Raw genomic sequence first — 20,663 nt, 5'->3', positions numbered from 1 at the left:
GCGTGCGGCTCAACCGCGGGGCGGACCCGACGAGCCCCGCACGATCAGTTCGACCGGCAGTTGCTGCCGGCTGACCGGCGCGTCGCTCTCCAGGATCGCCCTGACGGCGAGGCGGCCCATCTCGGCAATCGGCTGCGCGATCGTGGTCAATGGCGGCTCGGACACCGCTGCTTCCGGAACACCGTCGAACCCGACGACGGAAACATCGTCAGGCACGTTGAGCCCGCGTGCGCTCAGCCATTCGAGCGCCACCAGGGCTATTCTGTCCGACATGGCCAGGATGGCGGTGGGCGGTGCGTCGGAGGCGAAGATGGCTTCGAGCCCTGCCTTCGTGCTCGCCACGTCGTTGGCGGTCTCGTAGACGGGTACTTTGGATGTATCGACGCCAACCCGCGAAAGTTCCCGGAGATAGCCGGTGAGGCGGTCGCGCGTCCCTGCATAGGTTGCCGCCCGGACCTGTTCGGCCGAAACAAGGCCTGTCCTGTTGTCGACGAAGGGCAGGGCCAGAACGGCGAAGCGGCGATGTCCGAGATCGGTGAGATGGCGGGCCGCCATGCCGGCGCCGGCGATGTTGTCGACACCGATCGCGGCGACCGACCCGTCCTCGGAATCGAGGTCGAGCGCGACGAAGGGAAGCTTGCGCTCGCGTGCCAACTCCACCAGGCGCGAGCCGCCTTCGATGCAGAAGACGATGAAGCCGTCGACCAGGGCGCTCTGGATGTTCCAAGCAAGCTGCTCGTTGTTGGCGGCCGAGACCAGGGAAATGCCGGCTCCCGTCGCATCGCAAGCCTGCGAGATGCCTGCCATCATAACGCGCGCAAACGGATCGTCGAAGAAATAGGAGAGGGGCTCGGCGGTGGCCACGCCGATGGCGTTGACCTTGCCGGCCCGCAGCAGCCTTCCCTTTGGATCGGGTCCGCCATAACCCATTGCCTCGGCTGCCGCGCGAACCCGGTCGCGAACTTCCTCGCGCACGATCTCGGGGCGGCTGAATACATTGGACGCGGTGCCGTGCGAAACACCGGCGGCCTTTGCGATATCGGCCAGTCGGACGGGTCGTCGATTGCCTGCGGTGAGTGACGCCATTTGCGCGTGCCTCCTGACATGCATTTAGCACGTTCCTGGGCCGCATCTAGCACTTTCGTTGGATCGATTCAAATTTTGCTTGACCCACGCCGGTTCCAGTCCTACGTTTGAATCGATCCAAGTGGCAGCTTGTTCTGCTGAACCGGCAAAGGGAGGAGCGCCATGCATCCCGTCAACTACCTGTTCGCCGACATCTATCGCAACGACTGGAATATCGGGTCAGCCACCAGCAAGGCCAGGCATCGTGGTGAGGCGGGCCCATGGATTCGCGATCTGCGCTTCTTGGTGGCGCGCAAGCGGAGCTGATCAACCGGCTCTTTTCGCGCCCAATGATTGGATCGATTCAAAGACAAGGAGGATGAGTCATGCATCCCATCAAGCATCTGTTCGAAGATATCTACCGCAACTACTGGGGCATCGCACCGGCCATCGAACGACCGGGGGCGCGACGCCGGGTGAAACCCGCTGTTGAGGGCCGTGCTCCTTGGATCCGCCCGGAACGTCGCCGGGATTGACCTCAAGCAATCATCTCAGGGTCGTGGACGCGCCATGGCCGAGATCGCTATCGCCAGCCAGCCTGCAATGAGCAGGGTGCCGCCGATCGGCGCCGCCATCGGAAACAGCCTTGAGCCCCAGAAATCGCGCGCGAGAAGATCACCCGCGAAGAGCAGCAGCCCGGCGAGCAGAACGAGGCTTGCGATGCGCAGCCAGCGGTTTGCTCCGATAAGACCAATGGCGAGAAAGACCGGCGCATGCATCAGGAGGAATGACGCGGCCGTGCCGGTGAAGGCGCCGCCGCGATGCGCGGCAGCTGCCGAAAGCGCCACCCCCGCCGCGCCGACGAGGCCGCCGGCAAGCACGAGAAGCCGGCTGCCGTTTGGATTGGCGAGGTTCATGGTCGGCGTGCTCCTTCTTTTGCAGGCCAGGCAAGCTCAGGGCTTGCCCGCTTCCAGCGCCATATGCCGCGTCCGCCGCGACTGGACGATCCAGTTGTAGGCGGCACCGAGCGCCATCAGCACCGACGTGCCGAGAAACACCGCCGGCATTCCGAAATGGCCGCCCACAAAACCGCCTGCCAGCGGCCCCGCCACCTGTCCGACATACTGCGCCGAGATCGCAAGGCCAAGCACGTTGCCGCCGACGCCGTCGGGGATGTTGTGCCTGATGACACTGGTGATGCAGGGCAGGAGGCCGCCCAGCGCCAGGCCCATCAGGAAACGCAGGCCGATAAGCTGCCAGCTCTTGGTGACAAAAGCCTGCGGGATGAGCAACAGCGCCGAGACAGCCAGCGCTCCCACGACAACGTTCCAGTGCCCGATCCGGTCTGCGAGCTTGCCGAGCCAGGACGCCGACAAGATGGTGCCGAGGGCGGCCGCCGACATTACCACGCCGGCGACGAGCGTCACCCGGTTCTGGTCCTCGATGAGCTGCTGCACATAGACGGTGATGATCGGCTCGATCGACATCGTGGCGAAGGCGAGCAGCATGCCGGTGGTCAGCATGGCCACGACGGGGCGCTTGTCCGGGATCTGCGACCAGCCGCTTTTCGGTTTTGTCGCCGACGCGGCTTTGGCAGCCCTCGGGCTCGGGCGCGGACTCTCCTTGATGAGGAAGGTCGTCGCCAGGAAGGCGAGGAAGATCACCCCGCCCGACAAGAGGAAGGTGGCGCGAATCCCGATCACCGGCGGCAGCACGCCGCCGAGCAGCGGGCCGACCAGCGAGCCCGCCGTGATGCCCGCCGACAGGACGCCAAGCGCCCAGCCGGAGCGCTCCTTCGGCGTCTGCATGGCCACCAATATGGTTGAACCCGAGGAATAGCCGCCGGCGAAGCCGATCAGCAGGCGCAGCAGCACCAACTGCCAGACCGTCTCGACCATGCCCGTCAGCGACATGCAGATCGCCATGCCGAAGGAGGCGCGCACCAGCATCACCTTGCGGCCGTAGCGGTCGCCCAGGCGTCCCCACAACGGCGCGACCATCGCCGCGGCGAAGAAGGTGGCGCCATAGGCGATGCCGGACCATTGTACGATGGCGGCATGACCCTGTGCGCCGAGCTGTTCGACGTAGAGCGGCAAGAAGGGCAGGAGCAGGGTCATGGCGATGAGCGTGCTGAACGACCCCGCGAAACAGACGGCGAGATTGCGCCGCCAATGGATGTTGTAGCCGCTTTGCCGCGTGTCTTCCTGCGTCATGTCCTGCCTGCCCGGTATCAGTGCTTGTTGCGGATACCATTTTGGGATACCAATCTGGTATCCGTCATGAACTTCAAGCCGGTCACTGTCAATGCGGCTTCGGAAAGGGTGCGCGATGTCGCAGATGCAGAATGTCGAACGGCAGCTTCGCGAGATGATCCTGGCGCTCGAGATCGGGCCGGGAGAGCGGCTGACCGAACGCTGGATCGAAGGCCGTTTCGGCGCCTCGCGCACGCCGGTCAGGGCGGCACTTCTGCGGCTGGAGACCGAGGGGCTGGTCGGCAGGGACGGGCGCGGCTGGACGGTCTCGCCAATCAACCTGGCCGAGCTCGAGCAGATTGCGGTCTATCGCGAGGCGGTCGAGGTCGCGGCGCTGCGGCTGACATGCGGGCAAGCGGACAAGAGCGCCGTCGATGTCATCGAGGCGATGCTCGATTCCTGCGACGAAAACACCCCGCGCGAGGAATGGCATCGTGTCGGCATGGATTTTCACATCGAACTGGCGCGGCTCTCCGGCAACGAATTCCTGTTCCGGGCGGTTCGTGACGCCATGACGCGCCTGTCGCGCGCCCGCTGGCTGGAAGTGCGTGACGAAACGGCCCTTGGCCGTGCCTGGCTCGAGCATCGCGCCATCCTAGCCGCTACACGCCTTGCTCAGGCCGATGAAGCCGCGCGGCTCCTGTCGGCCCACATCGTCGGCAGCCGCGACCGGCTGGTGACGTCGCTTGCCAACGACCGACGTGGCCTTCGCGCGAGGGGATTTGCCGTCGTCGCCGCTTAGTACGGCCTATGCGCGGCAGCGCGCTCGCCGGAAAACAGGCGGCATCCGACGCGAAGCGCACTTTCAGCCTCGCTTCATGCAAGCCGATGGCGTAAGAGCGGCGATGGAAAACAATCGCTTTGAAACACCCGTGACCGTCAAATCCGTCACGGCGGGAAGCACTCAGCTCTTGCGTTCGGCAAGGGAGGCTTCCGATTACCTCCTCAACAGTTGGCCGGGCAAGCGCAGCGCCAAGCATCGTGCGGCGCTGCAGGCCTGCCACGACGCACTCGCCGGCGACAAGCCGGCGATGAATGCCCGACGCGCTTTCATCGCCGCGGCGCGGGAGGTGGATGTTTTCATCAGCGACAAGGCGCCAGCCTGACATAGGCTGATACCGACAATTCGGATTGAGGCACGGCCCGCATTCGCGGGCCGCATGCCGTTATTCCTCGGTTTCGTTCTCCGTCTCGGTCTCAGGCTTCGAACGCTCGCGCGCGGCAACCTTGGCCGCCAGTTTTTCAGCCTTCTTGGCCGCCTTCTGGCGGTCGCGCTCCTTGCGTTCCTGATCGTAGTTTGGTGCTCGCGCCATATCGGCTCCTTTTGTCACTGCCTTGCGGCCCTGGACCTGCCTAGGAGCATTAGCCGTCAAACACAACAGCCGAAGCGACAATGCGTGGACGCTGGTGTCGAAGAGATGCGGGGCTTGCCAGATGGGCGCCACAATGATGTAGGAAACCCGGGGCGCCAATGAATTGAGAGCTGCCTGTTTGTTTTGATCAAGTGACCGATGGCCACAATTTCGCGGACCGCAGCAAAAGTTTTTTATTATGCGCGAAACGTCGCGCGCGACGTGGCTCCGCAAGCGCTGTTTCGCGCCAGGCTGGCCGGCCGTCTCGAAAGGGCCCGGCTTTCCGGTGGGGCGGCGCGCCAGCGGTTGAATTACTACAACAAGCTGCAGGAAGGTTTCGCGCCAAGCGCCAATGCCAAGCGCATCAGCAAGCTGCCCTTCACGCCGACCATGTACTATTATGACCTGAAGGAATTCGCCCGCTACTTCGATCCGGATTTGCTCATCGACCTGGAATACGGCGACGTCAGGCGTGTGCCGAAGGTGCCGACGATCGTCAAGGATCGGCCGATTCGTGACGACGACAAGAATGCGATCATCATGAAGCTGGACAAGTTTCGCCACTTCCACATGCCGGCTGACGCCATCTCGTTCGCCGACAAGCTGCCGGCCGTGGTCTGGCGCGGCGATCTCAACAATCCGATCAGGACAAGATTCCTGAAAGCCGTGCGCGACCTGCCGTTCTGTGATGTCGGCTCGCACAAGCCGAACGCGCCTGCGGAATACGCCAAGCCTTTTCTCAGCATCAGCCAGCACCAGCGCTATCGCTACATCGTCTCGCTCGAGGGTAATGATGTGGCGACCAACCTCAAATGGATCATGAACTCGAAGTCGCTTTGCCTGATGCCGCCGCCAACCTACGAGACATGGTTTGCCGAGCGACAGCTCGAAGCCAATGTCCACTATGTGCCGCTAGAGGCAGACTTCTCCAATCTTGCCGAAAACGTCGCCTATTTCGAGCGGCACCCGGCCAAGGCAGAGCGCATCATCGCCGCCGCGAACGCCTATTGCCGGACATTCGACGACGAGCGGACCGAACAGGCGATCTCGCTGCTGGTGCTCTACAAATACTTCGTGCTCTCTGGCCAGATCAAACCTGATGCCGAGGTGTGGCGCTACATAACGGGCTAATGCATGTCGCCCGGAAGTGTCCTCGGTTCCGGGATAACGACATGCATAAAATCAGAAGCTTACAGCAGGTCGGGCGAATCCTGTTCGCCGCAACATGCTGTAGTTGCCGCGGCACCCCCGGCGCGTCTCGTCGAGGCCGGCCATCACGTGTTCGGGCACTGCCGGAATGCGTGCACTAATGATGCGCAATCACGCTGCGGGAACCATCCCGGCTGTTGTCTGTTTAGTGGCGCTTGTTTTAGACTACGAGAACGATGGCCACCATACAACGGACGACGGCAAGGGTCTTCTACTACGCGCGAAACGTCATGCGCGATATCGCACCCCAGGCGATCTTCGACGACGGTTGGCGGGCCGCCTGGAACAGGCCAGGCTCTCGAATGAAGCCGTGCGCCGACGGCTGAATCACTACAACAAGCTGCAGAACGATTTTATGCCAAGCCCGGATGCCGTGCGCATCGACAAGATGCCTTTTGAACCGAGCATGTATTATTACGACCTGAAGGAATTTGCCCGCTATTTCGATCCGTCATTGCTCATCGACCTGAAGTTCGGCGACGTCAAAGGCGTGCCCAAGCTGCCGACGCTCGTCAAGGATCGGCCGATCAGCGTCGACAACGGCAACGCTGTCGTTATGAAGTTCAACAAGTTTCGCCACTTCCACATGCCCGTCGACACCGTCGCCTTCGCCGACAAACGCCCGGTCGTGGTCTGGCGCGGCGACCTCAACAAATCCGATCAGGACACGGTTCCTGGATGTCGCGCGCGGCTTGCCGTTCTGCGACGTCGGTTCGCACAAGCGCAGTGCACCGGCTGAGTACAGCAAGCCTTTCCTCAGCATCAGCCAGCATCTGCGCTATCGCTACATCGTCTCGTTGGAGGGCAATGACGTGGCGACCAACCTCAAATGGATCATGAATTCCAACTCGCTCTGTCTGATGCCGCCGCCGACCTACGAAACATGGTTTGGCGAGAGCCAGCTCGAGGCCGGTGTCCACTACGCGCCGCTCGACCCGGACTTCTCCGATCTTCGTGAAAAGATAGATTATTTCGAGCAGCATCCGGCCGCGGCGGAGCGCATCATCGCCGCGGTCAATGCCTATTGCCGCAAATTTTCCAATGAACGGGACGAGCAGGCGATCTGCCTGCTCGTCCTCTACAAATATTTCGTGCTCAGCGGCCAGATCGAACCCGATCCCGAGCTCTGGCGGTTCATCGGGACCTAGCTCTTGTGCTCGGCCCGACGCCGCTGATCAGATGTCGCTGCGGTCGAGAACCATGTCGGCGGGGCCGAAGCGATCCTTCGCCGTCAGTTGCTGGTGCCAGTAGGGGTAGAGCAGGGGCGGTCGGCTAACGGCGTCGAGGCGCTGGCGTTCCTCGGCGCCGAGCTCCAGGGCGGCGGCCGCGAGATTGTCCTTCAGCTGGACGTCGTTGCGGGCGCCGATCACCAGCGACGAGACGGCAGGGCGGCCGAGCAGCCAGGCAAGCGCCACCTGCGCCGCCGACACACCACGATCCTTGCCGATGTCGACCAGCAGATCGACGATCCGCCACAGCCGGTCCTCGTCGCGGATCGGCGGCTCGGACCAGCCGGCGAGCTGGCGGGCGGTCGGGCTGTCGCGGCGGTATTTGCCCGACAGCAGGCCGCCGGCGAGCGGGCTCCAGACCAGCACGCCCAGCCCCTGGTCGAGCGAGATCGGCAGCAGCTCGTACTCGGCCTCGCGCGCTTCCAGCGTGTAGTGGATCTGTTGGGTGACGAAGCGTTGCTGGTGGCGGCTGTCGCTGATGGAAAGCGCCTTCATCACCTGCCAGCCGGAATAGTTGGAGCAGCCGATGTAACGCACCTTGCCCTGGCTGACCAAAGTGTCGAGCGCGGCAACGGTTTCCTCGAGCGGGGTGAGGCCGTCCCACTGGTGGACGAAATAGATGTCGATGACATCGGTCTTCAACCGCTTCAGGCTTCTCTCGCATTCGCGGATCAGATGGTGGCGCGACAGGCCTTCGTCGTTCGGGCCCTTGCCGATCCGCATCCGCGCCTTGGACGCGATCAGCACATCGTTCTTGCGCTTGCCGCCGAGCGCTTCGCCTATGATCTCTTCAGACAGGCCGTTCGAATAGACGTTGGCGGTGTCGATGAGGTTGATGCCGGCGTCAATGCACATATCGATCATCCGCTTGGCTTCGGCGAGATCGCTGTTGCCGACCGCGGCGAAGGGCCCGGAGCCGCCGAAGGTCATGGTGCCAAGCGTCAGTGTCGAAACCTTCAGGCCCGAACGGCCAAGGGTGCGGTATTCCATGTCAGATCCTCACGATTTTGTTGAAGAGGCGTGCCGCCAAGGGGCAGGCCTGGAACGCGACCGCGGATTTGTAGGACAATTCGGCCGGCTTGTCGCCGTAGAATGACATTGGATCGATCACACATCGCCGAATCCGCCGTGGCGGCAATCGCGCCCGGGCTGCAATAAAACCGTCACCGCCGGCCTATATTGAAGTCGGCTCAGGTATTTCCATTCTCGGCCGCTGGCCACTAATTTGGGGCGCCCAGTGGTAACCGACAGGGCTTGCAAGCGGAGCAGCTGATATGACCGAGCTAAAAAAGAATTCCCCTGCCAAGGACTGGCTCGAAGCCGAGCTCGCCGACACGCTTGACGAAGACTATGAGCTCGAAATGTCTGAGCCGGCGCTGTCGATGGAGATCGCCAAGATCTACAAGAACTCCCATCCGCCTTCGATCGATCGCATGCAATATTTTCGCGACCTGATCAGCTTGCAGTCCGAATTGATCAAGCTGCAATCCTGGGTCGCCTATCACAAGAAGAAACTGGTGGTGATTTTCGAGGGCCGTGACTCCGCCGGCAAGGGCGGCGTCATCAAGCGCATCACCCAGAGGCTCAACCCGCGTATCTGTCGCGTCGTGGCGCTTCCGGCGCCGACTGAACGCGAGAAGTCGCAATGGTATTTCCAGCGCTATGTCCCGCATTTGCCGGCAGGCGGCGAGATCGTGTTGCTCGACCGCTCCTGGTACAACCGCTCCGGCGTCGAACGGGTAATGGGTTTTGCCAACCCCGAGCAGGTGGAGGAGTTCTTCCATGACGTGCCGGAGTTCGAGCGCATGCTGGTGCGCTCGGGCATCACCGTGGTCAAATACTGGTTCTCGATCACCGACGAAGAACAGCAGATGCGCTTCCTGATGCGCATCCATGATCCGATGAAGCAGTGGAAGCTGTCGCCGATGGACCTGCAGTCACGTGTGCGCTGGGAACAGTACACCAAGGCCAAGGAGGAGACTTTCGCCCGCACCAACATCCCCGAAGCGCCCTGGTTCATCGTCGAGGGCAACGACAAGAAGCGCGCGCGCCTGAACTGCATCGATCATCTGCTGAAGCAGCTGCCGTACGAAGACGTGCCGCACGAGGAGATCACGCTGCCGGAGCGCGTCTTCAACCCCGAATACGAACGCCAGGTCCTGCCGCGCGAACTTTACGTGCCGGAGAAATATTGAGAAACCTTTCCTTCTCCCCGCTTCACGGGGAGAAGGTGCCCGAAGGGCGGATGAGAGGGGCGCAGGGCTAACTGGTTAGACCGCCATTCGCAGGACTACGCCAGCATCATCTTCGTTCGGCAGCACCGCCCCTCATCGTCCTGCCGGACCTTTCTCCTGGTATAGTGACGGGGAGAAAGGAGCTGCGCCAAAAGGGCTCGGCCTAAGCCCTGTTGATGACCACGTGTGTTGCAAGTGCCGTTGCCGCCTGTTCGGTGCACTGATAACCAAGGTTGGGCATGTCGAGGCCGGCAAAAAGGTTTTCGCCCTTGCCCAGCAGCACCGGTGAGATTGCCAGGTGCATCTCGTCGATCAGCCGCTCCTGGAGATATTGCCGGATGGTGGAGACGCCGCCGCCGACCCGCACGTCCTTGCCGCTGGCCGCTGATTTTGCCTGCTCTAGCGCCGAATGGATCCCGCCGGTGACGAAATGGAAAATCGTTCCGCCTTCCATCGTGATGGGCGCCCGCTCGTGGTGGGTTAGCACGAACACCGGCACATGATAGGGCGGATTGTCGCCCCACCAGCCCTTCCACTTGTCGTCAGGCCATTCACCCCGGATCGGGCCGAACATATTGCGGCCGAGGATCCAGGCGCCGAGGTTCTCGAAGCTGCGCGCCGCAAAGTCCTCGTCGACGCCTGTCTCGCCGCCTTCCTCGCCAAACATCTTGCGGAAGGTGCGGGTGCTGAAAGCCCATTTGTGCAGGGCCATTCCGCCGACGCCGAGCGGATTTTCCAGACTCTGATCAGGCCCGGCGCCGTAGCCGTCGAGGGACAGGCTGAAAGCGTTGACGCGAAGCTTGGACATGAAGACCTCCTCGGTAACCAGTTGTATTTTGCAAGTGGTTTTCTTCTAGCAAACTGATTGTGAATTGCAAGCGGTATTTTTTTCGGATCGAAAGACATCTATCCAGACCTTTGCACCAAGCGATGTCCAGACTGTTGTGTAGCGGTCGGCACGGACGGCCAGTGGCGGCCGTCGAGTCAGCCGCGATATCAACTCATTCGCCTGTAAATTTCACGAAACGGATGTGGTGCCCGCATTGACGACGCCCGACCCCGACAGGGAACCGGGTCAGGAAGCATCCTCTGGAGGCGTTAGCCATACCTCTTGGCCGAGGTGCGGGCTGCCGGCCGCCTCCGGCCGCGCGGTTATTTTAGCTGCAGCTGCCGGTTTTTGTCAGCGGGAATTCGAAGGAACCGCCGACCGCTCGAAAGAGTGGTGACATCTATTGAAAGGCCTTGCCCGGGACCTTGAGACTACCCTTTCAGCATTTCCGCCACTTCGGGAGCGAAATAGGTCAGGATGCCGTCGCAGCCGGCACGCTTGAAGGCGAGCAGCGATTCCAGCATCGCCTTCTGGCCGTCGATCCAGCCATTGGCGCCGGCCGCCTTGATCATCGAATATTCGCCCGACACCTGATAGGCGAAGGTCGGCATCTGGAATTCGTCCTTCAGCCGGCGGATGATGTCGAGATAGGGCAGCCCGGGCTTCACCATCAGCATGTCGGCGCCCTCGGCGATGTCCTGCTCGGCCTCGCGCACCGCCTCGTCCGAATTGGCGTGGTCGATATAATAGGTCTTCTTGTCGCCCTTGAGCAGGCCGGCGGTGCCGACGGCTTCGCGATAGGGGCCGTAGAAGGCCGAGGCGAATTTGGTGGCGTAGGACATGATCGCCACGTCCTGAAAACCGTTGGCGTCGAGCGCGTCGCGGATGGCACCGACACGGCCGTCCATCATGTCTGATGGCGCGATGATGTCGGCGCCGGCAGCCGCCTGGATGACGGCCGCCGCCGCGACCTGTTCCACGGTTTCGTCATTGACGATGATGCCGTCGCGCAGAATGCCGTCATGGCCATGGCTGGTGAACGGATCGAGCGCCGCGTCTGTGATGATGCCGATCTCGGGCACCGCCTCCTTTATCGCACGGGTGGCGCGGTTGATGATGTTTTCCGGGTCGAGGATGTGCGAGCCGGTCTGGTCGCGCAGGCCGAGATCGACATTGGGGAAGGTGGCAAGAGCCGGGATGCCGAGCTTGGCCGCGCGTTCGGCCTCCTTGACGGCAAGGTCGACCGACAGGCGGAAGACGCCGGGCATGGCAGCGATCGGTTCGCGGACATTCCTACCCTCGACGACGAAGATTGGCCAGATCAGGTCGTCGACCGAAAGCCTGTTCTCCTGCACGAGCCGGCGCGACCAGTCGGCCTTGCGCATGCGGCGCAGGCGGCGGCTGCCGGTGACGTCGTCGACGCTGCGCGCGCCGGCAGGTTTTGCTGGGGTGAATTTGTTCATGGCCAAAACTCCGGATCGGCGGCTTTTAGCACGAGCCCTTGGTGCTGACCAATGCGACACGTTTGTGCCAGGGGTCAAAGCTGCCACGGCGCTGTCCCACCACGCCTATTGATCAGGGCTGCCCATTGCCCGAAAGGATCTGTGCCGCGCCACGGATCGCGACGCGGAACGCCTCGTCGAAGCTGACACCGCGCACCTGCCAACGACAGGTCTTGCCCTGATCGGCCAGTCGCCAATCGGCGATCCAGCCTAGCTCCTCATCGCTCCATACGATGCTGCCGGCGAGCGCTCGGTCGCCACCTGCCTGTTTGGCCAGCCGATCCAACTTTGCCATGTCAGCCGCGCGCAACGCTTCTTCGCCCAGGTCGCCAAGCTCCGCAGCCTTCGGAAAGACGACATGTATCAGTGTTGGACCGGCGGCATTGATGAAGGATTCGCGCATCGTTTCGCCGTGGCCTTCCTCAGCGCTCAGCACGAAATGCCGAGTGCCCTGTTCAGTCGTGAGGAAGACGGCGAGTGTCGGCCGCTCGCCAAGCCAGGGCCTGCTGCCAAGCGATGCCAGCACCTTGTCGATCACATCAGGCTTGTAGAGGCAGGTGAGGTCATGCGGCCGGTCATGCGTGCCTTGCTCGTCATGGATCGGAATACCCTCCAGCCGGTCATGGTAGCGAAAGCTGTCGACAAAGCTGCCGGCCTTGTCGCGCAACGCGTCCATTTCGCGTCTGGCAAGCAGCCGCTGATCGCCCGAAACACGGACGAGGACCTTGTCGAGGCAAGTCTTGAAGCCGAGCTGGCGGTTTTCTTCACCCTGGCCGGTGACGATGGTCTGCGATTGGTAAAGATCGCCAAGGTCGGTTGCCCTGGCGGGAACATTGGTTGCCCACAACGCAGACAGGCAACTCAGAACAAGGACAAGGCGCAAAAACTGCGGCATGGCTCACTATCCGGCTCTTGGCCTGCCGTAATGGCCGCCAACGTCTAGCATCGGCCGCCACTTGCCGCCAAGACCGCGGCGGACAGACTGCTGCCATTGACGCACCCATGCGCCGCCTTTAGCACTTCAGTCCCGCAGGCGCGGGGAAGGATTCTCTGGCGATGGATTTTGGTGGAGGCGACGAAATTCGCTTCGAAAGGTTGGGCAGGGCCGGCGTCGTCACCCTGACGCGGCCGCAGGCGCTCAATGCCGTCACCCATCGCATGGTCAAGGCGCTGGGCGAGGCCCTGCGCTCCTGGGAGCGGGACGACGGCGTGGATGTCGTCGTGGTCAAGGCAGAGGGCAGGGCGTTTTCGGCCGGCGGGGATATCCTGCACATCTATGAAGCCGGCCGGGCTGGAAAGCCGCCGGTCGAGTTCTTCGCCGACGAGTATCGGCTCAACGCCTACATCGCCCGTTTCAAGAAACCTTATGTGGCGCTCATCGACGGCATCGTCATGGGCGGTGGGGTCGGCATTTCCTTCCACGGTTCACACCGGGTGATGACCGAGAATGCCCAGTTCGCCATGCCGGAGGTCGGCATCGGCTTTTTCCCCGATGTCGGCGCCAGTCATCTGCTGCCCGACCTTGGCGGTTCATTCGGCATGTACCTGGCGCTGACCGGTAACCGCATCCGCTATGGCGATGCGCTGTGGTCGGGGCTGGCCACCCACACCATCAAGGCCGAGGACCAGCCGAGCTTCCTCGATCGGCTGGCGCTGACGGGCGATCCGGAATCGGTGCTGCGCGGTTTCTTTGTTCCGGCCAAGCGGGAGACCGACAGGCCCATCCTGGAGGCGATCTCCCGCCATTTCGCCCAACCCTCGCTGCCGGACCTCATCGACAGCCTGGATCGCGCGGGCAAGGACGAATTCGCGGCCAAGACGCTGGCGACGATCCGCATGCGCTCGCCGACCAGCCTTCGCGTCGCCTGGCGGCAGATCAGCGCCGGGCAGACATTGTCGATGGACGACTGCATGAGGATGGAGTTCCGCATCCTGAACCGCATGCTGGCTGGCCACGATTTCTACGAGGGCATCCGCGCCGCTATCATCGACAAGGGCTCCAAGCCGCAATGGCGGCCGGCAAAGATCGATGCCGTCAGCGAGGCGGAAGTCGAGGCCTATTTCGCTCCGCTCGGCGATCGGGAGCTTGGGCTGTGAGCGAAGTGACATCGAGACGCGTCGTCCTGCAGCCCTCGACGGTCGAGGTGATCTTCGCCTGGTTCCAGCGCGTCATCGCGGGCTACTGCCTGATGTTCGGCATCCTGTACTGGATCAAGCTGATCGGATTCTATCCGGGCTCGCTGTGGCGCTTCGACCTTATGCCGGTGCATTGGCAGGTGGCGGCGGTGATGCTCGCCGTGTTCTTTCCCTTCGCCGCGGCCGGGCTGTGGATGCTGGCGTCCTGGGGCCCGGTGATCTGGTTCATATGCGCGGTCACCGAGACGGTCATGTATGCTGGTTTTCCCGAGCTTTTCGGCCATCGTCTCCTGATCATCGTCTCGCATGCCTGCGTGGCGCTGCTCTACATCGTCTTTCGCGTCGTCATCTACCTGCAGAAACGCCCGGCACGACACTAAGCCATTGTACGTGTTGACGACCTGGCGACCGCTCGAATCCGCCCCGGCGATCATTGCCTAAATCTTTAGGTTAATCATCCTTGCCCGGGTGACCGTTCGTTAAGCGTCTTCCGAAACCTCTTACCGGTAAGCTCTTGTTAGCCCTAGCGTTTAAGTCGAATTTTATGAGTATTCGATAGTGTCGCGATCAAGGTGAAAGACAAAAAATCACCAGGGCGACAAACGAGAGGCAAAGACAATGATCAATTCGCGTCCGGCGGCCAAGACCGCCAACGTTTCCGACGATCGCCGCGAGGCTATCCGTTCCCTGTACATGGAATCGCTGCAGCTGGTCGAGCGTCTGCACCGCCGTCTGCTTGATGTGATCAAGGACGAATTCGACCGCAACGGCCGTTCCGACATCAATGCCATCCAGGCGCTGCTGCTCTTCAACATCGGCAATTCCGAACTGACCGCCGGCGAGCTGCGTTCGCGTGGCTACTATCTCGGCTCGAACGTCTCCTACAATCTGAAGAAGCTGGTCGATCTCGGCTTCATCAACCACCAGCGCTCACGCATCGATCGCCGTTCGGTCCGCGTCTCGCTGACGCCGAAAGGCAATGAAGTGGCTGATGTGGTCGCCGGTCTCTATGAGCGCCATGTCGGCTCGATCGAACAGGTCGGAGGCATCAACACCGACGAGTTCAAGCAGATGAACCGCGCCCTGCAGCGGCTCGACCGCTTCTGGAACGACACCATCGCCTACCGGATGTAAGACCATCCAGGAAACGGAGCCGCGCCGCAGAAGCGTGGCCATAACAGCGACCTCCAGTCAGGGCCGGTGCCGAAAAGCACCGGTCTTTTCTTTCTTGCGTCCGGCCAAAGCAAATTACGGGCCAAGGCCACGTTGCCGCCATATTCCAGTGGAACCGAGAGTGGCAGTGATGCTGTGGTGAAGACCATGCGTCCATCCGCAGCCGCATCGCGCCTCTTGCTTTTGTCGCCAATGTGATACGGACCATGGTTGGCTAATTGTTAAGATTGCCGATTTTAGAGTGCGGGCGAGATCGCGCGATAATCGACGCAGCAAAGTGATCGAACGCTACAAGAATGTCTGGAACGTCCATGAGAACCAGCCGCCGCTTTTTCCTTTCCGGAGCCTCCGCGCTCGCCGCCGCCATGGTGGCCGGCCGTGCCAGTGCGCAGGATGTGATCGGGGATATCCTGAAATCCTCGGCCCGCGGCAATTGGGATGATCAGTTCGATGCCCGCGCCAGCGAAGGCGGCAAGGTGGCCTCGACGCTGCCGATCTTCAGCCTGCAGACCGTTGCCTTCACTGAGCAGGCGGTCGCGCAGTATCAGAACATCGTCTCCCAGGGCGGCTGGACGGACGTTCCCGCGACCAAGAAACTGCAACTTGGCGTCGATGACCCGGACGTGGTGCCGTTGCGCAAGCGCCTGATGATGGCGGGCGACCTGTCGCAGAGCGCCGGCATTTCGACGGCTTTCGATTCCTATGTCGACTCGGCGGTCAAGCGCTTTCAGTTGCGCCATGGTCTGCCGGCTGACGGCTCGATGGGCAAGTATACCTACGCCGCGATGAACGTTTCGGCGCAAATTCGGCTCGGCCAGCTGCAGACCAATCTGCAGCGGCTGAAAGAGAAGGCCGGCACGCTGGGCAGCCGCTATGTGCTGGTCGATATTCCTGCCGCACAGATCGAAGCGGTCGAGAACGACCGCGTCGTGCTTCGCCACACCGCGATCGTCGGCAAGATCGATCGCCAGACGCCGATCGTCAATTCCAAGATCAACGAGATCATCGTCAATCCGTACTGGAACGCACCGGTCTCGATCGTGCGCAAGGACATCATTCCGCTGATGCGGAAGGATCCCGATTATCTCAAGAACAGCCATATCCGCCTGTTCGCGCCCGATGGCAGCGAAGTCGACCCGATGAATGTGGACTGGTCGACCGACGATGCCGCCAAGTACCGTTTCCGTCAGGATCCCGGTTCGGAAAACGCCATGGCGTCGGTCAAGATCAATTTCCCGAGCCCTGACGGCGTCTACATGCACGACACGCCGCAGCAGAGCCTGTTCGGCAAGATGATGCGCTTCGATTCCTCGGGCTGCGTGCGCGTCCAGAACGTGCGTGATCTCGTCACGTGGATCCTGCGCGACACGCCCGGCTGGGATCGCCAGCATTTCGAGGCGGCTATCAAGACCGGCCAGAACACGCCGATCCAGGTCACCAATCCGGTGCCGGTGCATTTCCTCTATCTCTCGGCGTGGTCGACAGGACCCGGCGTCGTCCAGTTCCGCGACGACGTCTACGCGCTCGACGGTGCCAGCGAACTGCAGATCACGTCTTCGCTATAACGAGCTGATATTTTTGCAAAAAAGCCGCTCTCAGGGCGGCTTTTTTATTGCGGACGCCGCCATTTCCAGCCGCTCGACCGGCTGGACGAAGCTCCGGCTATTGCGCATGGTCGGCAGACCGCCGGAATCGTGCCATGGACGTCGCCATCTTCATTCTCGTTGTGCTCGTCTTCGTGGCGCTGTCCGGCGCGCTCGTCCGGCTGGTTCGGGTGCCGTTGCCGGTGCTGCAGATCGCCATCGGCGCGGCCCTGGCCTGGCCCGCCGGGGGCCTGCATGTCGAGATCGATCCGGAACTTTTCCTGCTGGTGTTCATCCCGCCGCTTCTGTTCGGTGACGCCTTCGCGGCGCCCAAGCGCGAACTCGTCGCCTTGCGCGGACCCATACTCGATCTTGCCATCGGCCTGGTCTTCTTCACCATTGTCGGCTTCGGCTATGCCTTGCACTGGCTGGTGCCGAGCATTCCGCTCGTCGTCGCTTTCGCGCTGGCCGCCGTGCTGTCGCCGACCGACGCCGTGGCGGTGTCCTCGATCGTCGACAGGAATGTGGTTCCGGCCCGGCTGATGCACATATTGGAGGGCGAGTCGTTGCTCAACGACGCGTCGGGCCTAGTCATGTTCCGCTTTGCGGTGGCGGCGGCATTGACCGGCAGCTTCTCTTTCGCGGGAGCTTCGCTCAGCTTCCTCTACGCCGTCGCCGCTGGCATCCTGGCCGGTGTCGCGGCCCTGTACATCGCCGCCAAGGCGCTGCAACTGCTCAGCCGCATCGGCGGCGTGCCGGCCGAGGCGCAGGTTCTCGTGATGATCCTGCTGCCTTTCATGGCCTATCTCGGCGCCGAAAATGTCGGAGCCTCGGGCATCATGGCGGCGGTCACCGCCGGTCTGCTGACCGGGGTCAGCGGCATGTACCGTTTCCTCGGCGTGTCGGCGCGCATGCAGATTCTGTCGCTCTGGGCGACGCTCACTTTCGTCTTCAATGGCGCTCTGTTCATTCTGCTCGGCCTGCAGCTTCCCGACATCATCCGCAAGGTCCCGCCAGAGTTGTCCAGCCGGCATTGGCTGATCGAGCCGGTGGCGACGGTGCTGATCCTGACGCTCTGCCTGATCGGGCTGCGCTTCCTGTGGATCTGGGTCGGGGACATCGCCCAAGCGATCGCGGCGCGTGTGGGCAAGCGCAAGGCCGAGCCGTTCGGATTTCGCGTCCGGCTTGCCGGCTCCGTGGCCGGCGTGCGCGGCGCCATCACATTGGCGGGCATCCTGTCATTGCCGCTGGCTTTGCAGGATGGCTCGCCCTTCCCGGCACGCGATGTCGTGATCTTCCTCGCCGCCGGCGTCATCATCTGCTCGCTCGTCATTGCCAGCTTTGCCTTGCCCAGGATCGCGCGGGGACTGGTCGAGCCGGGCGAGAATCCGGCCGCCGCGGAGGAGCGCCGGGCGCGCGTCGGCGCCGCCAGTGCGGCGATCGCCAGGATCGAGAGCATCGCCAACGAGGCAGGCGAGGGCGAGGCGGTCGAGGCCCGGCTGGCCGTCGCCGACAGCATCGTGGCCGGCTACCGGCGGCGCATAGCGGCTTCCGACGAAGCCGACGAGGCCCGCGCCGAGGCCCGTGAGGCCGGCAGGCTGGAGCTCGAACTCAGGGCGGCGGGCATCGAAGCCGAGCGATCCGCGCTACGCGACATGTTCCGCAGCCAAGAGATCAATGATCACACGATGCGCGCCCTGTTTTCCGAAATCACATTGACCGAGGCCTTGCTGAAGCAGCGGCGGGACAGGAAATAGCGGTCCGCCCGATCCTTTGCCGCAAACCGGCCAGCAAATTTCGCGCCGCAAACGTGGCGAGCCCAAAACAACTGTGTTAATGGCCGGCGAACGCATGCATGTCGCCCAGAACCGCCAAGTGGTTTGGGACGACTGCATCCACGAATTTGCCCTTCCAACCCCCGGGGGAACTCAGGCCATGGCAACAGCAGCGGCGGCGTCCAACAAGCTCGAATCCTTTTTCGAAACCACTTTGGAAGATGCCGATCCGGAGATATTCGGCGCCATCCGCAACGAACTCGGTCGCCAGCGCCACGAGATCGAGCTGATCGCCTCGGAGAACATCGTCTCCCGCGCCGTGCTCGAGGCGCAGGGGTCGATCATGACCAACAAATATGCCGAGGGCTATCCGGGCAAGCGCTACTATGGCGGCTGTCAGTTCGTCGACGTGGCCGAGGAACTGGCCATCGAGCGCGCGAAAAAGCTGTTCGGCTGCAACTTCGCCAACGTCCAGCCGAATTCCGGCAGCCAGATGAACCAGGCGGTGTTCCTGGCGCTGCTGCAGCCCGGCGACACCTTCATGGGTCTCGACCTCAATTCCGGCGGCCATCTCACCCACGGCTCGCCGGTCAACATGAGCGGCAAATGGTTCAAGGTCGTCTCCTATGGCGTGCGCAAGGACGACCACCTGCTGGACATGGACGCCATCGAGAAGACCGCGCACGAGACTAAGCCGAAGCTGATCCTGGCCGGCGGCACAGCCTATTCGCGCATCTGGGACTGGAAGCGCTTTCGCGAGATCGCGGACGCGGTCGGCGCCTATCTGATGGTCGACATGGCGCATATTGCTGGCCTCGTTGCCGGCGGCGTGCATCCCTCGCCCTTGCCGCACGCCCATGTGGTGACGACCACCACGCACAAGTCGCTGCGCGGCCCGCGCGGCGGCATGATCCTGTGCAATGACGAGGACATCGCCAAGAAGATGAACTCGGCGGTGTTCCCCGGCCTGCAGGGCGGTCCGCTGATGCATGTCATTGCCGCCAAGGCAGTGGCCTTCGGCGAAGCGCTGAAGCCGAGCTTCAAGGTCTATGCCGAAAGCGTTGCCGCCAACGCCAAGGCGCTGGTTTCCAGCCTCAAGGAAACGGGCCTCGACATCGTCTCCGGCGGCACTGACAACCACCTGATGCTGGTCGACCTCAGGCCCAAGAACGCCACCGGCAAACGCGCCGAAGCGGCCCTTGGCCGCGCCAACATCACCTGCAACAAGAACGGCATCCCTTTCGACCCGGAAAAGCCCTTCGTCACTTCGGGCGTGCGGCTGGGCACGCCGGCCGGCACCACGCGCGGCTTCGGCCAGGCCGAATTCCGTGAGATCGGCAAGCTGATCGCCGAGGTGCTGGATGGGCTTAAGGTCGCCAATTCCGACGAAGGCAATGCCGCCGTCGAGGCAGCGGTCAAGGCCAAGGTCGTTGCATTGACCGATCGATTCCCGCTCTATCCCTATCTCGGTTGACCATCCTTATCCCGGTTGACCATCCTATCTCGGTTGACCGGGCGCGACGCGTCATCTTTTATCCATCGGCGGTGCGTCACCCCTGATCGGGTGACGCATGGAACTGGAGAATTGATGATGCGCGATTTTTGTCTTGCCTCACTTGGCGCCTTCGGTTGGCTGGCTGTTTGCGGGTCCGTTTTGGCGCAGACGCAGCCCGCTCCGGACATGCCCGCCACCAGCAGTTTCGGCCGATGGACGACCATGGTCGATACGCTCGACACCGGCCAGGATGCGCACAAGACCTGCGCGGCCTCCACGGCGTTCTTCGACGCGGGTGGCAATTCGGGCACGCTGACATTGTCGATCTCGACCGGCGACGTGCTGCCGCCCGATGCTTATCCGGCCATCATGATCACCATCGACAACCGGACCCTGCCGGCCGACAAGAAGATCGCGGCCATCTTCGGCGATCCGGGCGTCAAGGTTTCCGCGACGGTTTACTCCAACGATGCCGTCAATGGCCGTCCCACCTGGACGATCGACAACCAGGCCAAGACAAGTCTGGCGTTGCTGCGGGCCATGCGAAAAGTCACGTCGCTCGACGTCACCTTTGGCAAGCAGGCCGTCGCCAGCATTCCGATGGACGGTTTCACAAAGGCCTATCGCAATCTCGGCACGTCTTGCGGCTTCCCAACCAAGGACGTGGCGCCATAGCGGGCTGGCCGGCGCTACCGCTTGCGTGCTGGCAATCTTCCTCGCGCCTCGCTATCTCTGAGTACGCAGGCCGTGGAAAAGCGGAACTGCTTCAATCCGCACCGGAAAGGTTCTAAGCCTTTCACCCCACCAGATTCGCGAACCCAAGGCTCTC

The 20,663-nt window shown here is 62.5% G+C and carries 21 protein-coding genes and 1 pseudogene; 14 read left to right on the top strand and 8 right to left on the bottom strand.

The window, feature by feature from the left end; genetic code table 11:
• Nucleotides 1-9: 9 nt before the first annotated feature.
• Nucleotides 10-1,086 carry a substrate-binding domain-containing protein gene (locus tag FJ941_RS14665; protein ID WP_140506546.1) on the bottom strand — a complete coding sequence of 359 codons (1,077 nt, stop codon included), beginning with the start codon at nt 1,084-1,086 and terminating at the stop codon, nt 10-12.
• A gap of 162 nt (nt 1,087-1,248) precedes the next feature.
• Between FJ941_RS14665 and FJ941_RS28985 the strand changes: the two genes are divergently transcribed.
• Both FJ941_RS28985 and FJ941_RS28980 read left to right on the top strand, forming a co-directional pair.
• Nucleotides 1,249-1,392 (top strand): hypothetical protein, encoded by a 144-nt coding sequence (locus FJ941_RS28985; RefSeq protein WP_181166592.1) that lies wholly within the window; start codon nt 1,249-1,251, stop codon nt 1,390-1,392.
• 59 nt (nt 1,393-1,451) lie between these two features.
• Nucleotides 1,452-1,601 carry a hypothetical protein gene (locus tag FJ941_RS28980; RefSeq protein ID WP_181166593.1) on the top strand — a complete coding sequence of 50 codons (150 nt, stop codon included), beginning with the start codon at nt 1,452-1,454 and terminating at the stop codon, nt 1,599-1,601.
• 15 nt (nt 1,602-1,616) lie between these two features.
• Here the strand turns inward: FJ941_RS28980 and FJ941_RS14660 are convergent, their stop codons facing one another.
• Nucleotides 1,617-1,982 (bottom strand): DUF423 domain-containing protein, encoded by a 366-nt coding sequence (locus FJ941_RS14660; protein WP_140506544.1) that lies wholly within the window; start codon nt 1,980-1,982, stop codon nt 1,617-1,619.
• Nucleotides 1,983-2,018: 36 nt separating this feature from the next.
• Nucleotides 2,019-3,278 (bottom strand): multidrug efflux MFS transporter, encoded by a 1,260-nt coding sequence (locus tag FJ941_RS14655; protein ID WP_140506542.1) that lies wholly within the window; start codon nt 3,276-3,278, stop codon nt 2,019-2,021.
• Between the two features lie 115 nt (nt 3,279-3,393).
• On the opposite strand from FJ941_RS14655, the gene FJ941_RS14650 reads away from it, so the two are divergent.
• Both FJ941_RS14650 and FJ941_RS29745 read left to right on the top strand, forming a co-directional pair.
• On the top strand, nt 3,394-4,059 hold the full coding sequence (locus FJ941_RS14650) for a GntR family transcriptional regulator (RefSeq protein WP_140506540.1): 666 nt from the start codon (nt 3,394-3,396) through the stop codon (nt 4,057-4,059).
• Between the two features lie 103 nt (nt 4,060-4,162).
• Nucleotides 4,163-4,423, top strand: coding sequence for a DUF982 domain-containing protein (locus FJ941_RS29745; protein ID WP_027146689.1), 261 nt, complete (start codon nt 4,163-4,165; stop codon nt 4,421-4,423).
• Nucleotides 4,424-4,483: 60 nt separating this feature from the next.
• Here FJ941_RS29745 and FJ941_RS14640 read toward each other — a convergent pair whose 3' ends face one another.
• Entirely contained in the window at nt 4,484-4,630 is a 147-nt protein-coding gene (locus tag FJ941_RS14640) for a hypothetical protein (protein ID WP_140506538.1), read from the bottom strand.
• 198 nt (nt 4,631-4,828) lie between these two features.
• On the opposite strand from FJ941_RS14640, the gene FJ941_RS14635 reads away from it, so the two are divergent.
• Nucleotides 4,829-5,800: a glycosyl transferase family 90 gene (locus FJ941_RS14635; RefSeq protein WP_140506537.1), complete on the top strand. Its 972-nt coding sequence runs from the start codon at nt 4,829-4,831 to the stop codon at nt 5,798-5,800.
• A gap of 254 nt (nt 5,801-6,054) precedes the next feature.
• A pseudogene (locus FJ941_RS14630) lies at nt 6,055-7,026 on the top strand (glycosyl transferase family 90).
• A 27-nt stretch (nt 7,027-7,053) separates the two neighbouring features.
• Here the strand turns inward: FJ941_RS14630 and FJ941_RS14625 are convergent.
• Nucleotides 7,054-8,097, bottom strand: coding sequence for an aldo/keto reductase (locus tag FJ941_RS14625; RefSeq protein ID WP_140506535.1), 1,044 nt, complete (start codon nt 8,095-8,097; stop codon nt 7,054-7,056).
• A gap of 284 nt (nt 8,098-8,381) precedes the next feature.
• On the opposite strand from FJ941_RS14625, the gene ppk2 reads away from it, so the two are divergent.
• Complete coding sequence (gene ppk2, locus FJ941_RS14620; RefSeq protein WP_140506533.1) at nt 8,382-9,302, top strand: polyphosphate kinase 2; 921 nt, start codon at nt 8,382-8,384, stop codon at nt 9,300-9,302.
• A gap of 202 nt (nt 9,303-9,504) precedes the next feature.
• Here the strand turns inward: ppk2 and FJ941_RS14615 are convergent, their stop codons facing one another.
• From FJ941_RS14615 to FJ941_RS14605, 3 genes are all read right to left on the bottom strand, one after another.
• Nucleotides 9,505-10,149: a dihydrofolate reductase family protein gene (locus FJ941_RS14615; protein WP_140506531.1), complete on the bottom strand. Its 645-nt coding sequence runs from the start codon at nt 10,147-10,149 to the stop codon at nt 9,505-9,507.
• Nucleotides 10,150-10,601: 452 nt separating this feature from the next.
• Nucleotides 10,602-11,633, bottom strand: coding sequence for a porphobilinogen synthase (gene hemB / locus FJ941_RS14610; RefSeq protein WP_140506529.1), 1,032 nt, complete (start codon nt 11,631-11,633; stop codon nt 10,602-10,604).
• A gap of 112 nt (nt 11,634-11,745) precedes the next feature.
• Entirely contained in the window at nt 11,746-12,567 is an 822-nt protein-coding gene (locus FJ941_RS14605; RefSeq protein WP_140506527.1) for a DUF2066 domain-containing protein, read from the bottom strand.
• A gap of 161 nt (nt 12,568-12,728) precedes the next feature.
• Between FJ941_RS14605 and FJ941_RS14600 the strand changes: the two genes are divergently transcribed.
• The 7 genes from FJ941_RS14600 (at nt 12,729) to FJ941_RS14570 (ending at nt 20,509) form a co-directional block, all read left to right on the top strand.
• A complete protein-coding gene (locus FJ941_RS14600) occupies nt 12,729-13,769 on the top strand; it encodes an enoyl-CoA hydratase/isomerase family protein (RefSeq protein ID WP_140506525.1) in 1,041 nt (346 codons plus the stop codon).
• Entirely contained in the window at nt 13,766-14,188 is a 423-nt protein-coding gene (locus tag FJ941_RS14595; protein ID WP_027143571.1) for a DUF6163 family protein, read from the top strand. Before FJ941_RS14600 ends, FJ941_RS14595 begins: the two co-directional genes overlap by 4 nt.
• 238 nt (nt 14,189-14,426) lie before the next feature.
• The gene (locus FJ941_RS14590) at nt 14,427-14,942 is read left to right on the top strand and encodes a winged helix DNA-binding protein (RefSeq protein ID WP_013896002.1); all 516 of its coding nucleotides are present in this window, start codon (nt 14,427-14,429) and stop codon (nt 14,940-14,942) included.
• 350 nt (nt 14,943-15,292) lie between these two features.
• Nucleotides 15,293-16,546: a L,D-transpeptidase family protein gene (locus FJ941_RS14585; RefSeq protein ID WP_140506523.1), complete on the top strand. Its 1,254-nt coding sequence runs from the start codon at nt 15,293-15,295 to the stop codon at nt 16,544-16,546.
• Nucleotides 16,547-16,680: 134 nt separating this feature from the next.
• The gene (locus FJ941_RS14580) at nt 16,681-18,321 is read left to right on the top strand and encodes a Na+/H+ antiporter (protein ID WP_140506521.1); all 1,641 of its coding nucleotides are present in this window, start codon (nt 16,681-16,683) and stop codon (nt 18,319-18,321) included.
• 178 nt (nt 18,322-18,499) lie between these two features.
• Nucleotides 18,500-19,813: a serine hydroxymethyltransferase gene (gene glyA, locus FJ941_RS14575; RefSeq protein WP_140506519.1), complete on the top strand. Its 1,314-nt coding sequence runs from the start codon at nt 18,500-18,502 to the stop codon at nt 19,811-19,813.
• A gap of 207 nt (nt 19,814-20,020) precedes the next feature.
• On the top strand, nt 20,021-20,509 hold the full coding sequence (locus tag FJ941_RS14570; protein ID WP_246673828.1) for a hypothetical protein: 489 nt from the start codon (nt 20,021-20,023) through the stop codon (nt 20,507-20,509).
• The last annotated feature ends 154 nt before the right edge of the window (nt 20,510-20,663 follow it).

This window comes from Mesorhizobium sp. B2-3-13 (genome assembly GCF_006442195.1).
Classification (GTDB): domain Bacteria; phylum Pseudomonadota; class Alphaproteobacteria; order Rhizobiales; family Rhizobiaceae; genus Mesorhizobium; species Mesorhizobium salmacidum.
The sequence above is the reverse complement of the archived record's forward strand: the minus strand, read 5'-3'. Positions and strand labels throughout refer to the sequence as shown.

Coding starts and splice junctions, on each gene's coding strand:
- FJ941_RS14665 (WP_140506546.1), bottom strand. CDS start 1,086: ATGGCGTCACTCACCGCAGGCAATCGACGACCCGTCCGACTGGCCGAT.
- FJ941_RS28985 (WP_181166592.1), top strand. CDS start 1,249: ATGCATCCCGTCAACTACCTGTTCGCCGACATCTATCGCAACGACTGG.
- FJ941_RS28980 (WP_181166593.1), top strand. CDS start 1,452: ATGCATCCCATCAAGCATCTGTTCGAAGATATCTACCGCAACTACTGG.
- FJ941_RS14660 (WP_140506544.1), bottom strand. CDS start 1,982: ATGAACCTCGCCAATCCAAACGGCAGCCGGCTTCTCGTGCTTGCCGGC.
- FJ941_RS14655 (WP_140506542.1), bottom strand. CDS start 3,278: ATGACGCAGGAAGACACGCGGCAAAGCGGCTACAACATCCATTGGCGG.
- FJ941_RS14650 (WP_140506540.1), top strand. CDS start 3,394: ATGTCGCAGATGCAGAATGTCGAACGGCAGCTTCGCGAGATGATCCTG.
- FJ941_RS29745 (WP_027146689.1), top strand. CDS start 4,163: ATGGAAAACAATCGCTTTGAAACACCCGTGACCGTCAAATCCGTCACG.
- FJ941_RS14640 (WP_140506538.1), bottom strand. CDS start 4,630: ATGGCGCGAGCACCAAACTACGATCAGGAACGCAAGGAGCGCGACCGC.
- FJ941_RS14635 (WP_140506537.1), top strand. CDS start 4,829: ATGGCCACAATTTCGCGGACCGCAGCAAAAGTTTTTTATTATGCGCGA.
- FJ941_RS14625 (WP_140506535.1), bottom strand. CDS start 8,097: ATGGAATACCGCACCCTTGGCCGTTCGGGCCTGAAGGTTTCGACACTG.
- ppk2 (WP_140506533.1), top strand. CDS start 8,382: ATGACCGAGCTAAAAAAGAATTCCCCTGCCAAGGACTGGCTCGAAGCC.
- FJ941_RS14615 (WP_140506531.1), bottom strand. CDS start 10,149: ATGTCCAAGCTTCGCGTCAACGCTTTCAGCCTGTCCCTCGACGGCTAC.
- hemB (WP_140506529.1), bottom strand. CDS start 11,633: ATGAACAAATTCACCCCAGCAAAACCTGCCGGCGCGCGCAGCGTCGAC.
- FJ941_RS14605 (WP_140506527.1), bottom strand. CDS start 12,567: ATGCCGCAGTTTTTGCGCCTTGTCCTTGTTCTGAGTTGCCTGTCTGCG.
- FJ941_RS14600 (WP_140506525.1), top strand. CDS start 12,729: ATGGATTTTGGTGGAGGCGACGAAATTCGCTTCGAAAGGTTGGGCAGG.
- FJ941_RS14590 (WP_013896002.1), top strand. CDS start 14,427: ATGATCAATTCGCGTCCGGCGGCCAAGACCGCCAACGTTTCCGACGAT.
- FJ941_RS14585 (WP_140506523.1), top strand. CDS start 15,293: ATGAGAACCAGCCGCCGCTTTTTCCTTTCCGGAGCCTCCGCGCTCGCC.
- FJ941_RS14580 (WP_140506521.1), top strand. CDS start 16,681: ATGGACGTCGCCATCTTCATTCTCGTTGTGCTCGTCTTCGTGGCGCTG.
- glyA (WP_140506519.1), top strand. CDS start 18,500: ATGGCAACAGCAGCGGCGGCGTCCAACAAGCTCGAATCCTTTTTCGAA.
- FJ941_RS14570 (WP_246673828.1), top strand. CDS start 20,021: ATGCCCGCCACCAGCAGTTTCGGCCGATGGACGACCATGGTCGATACG.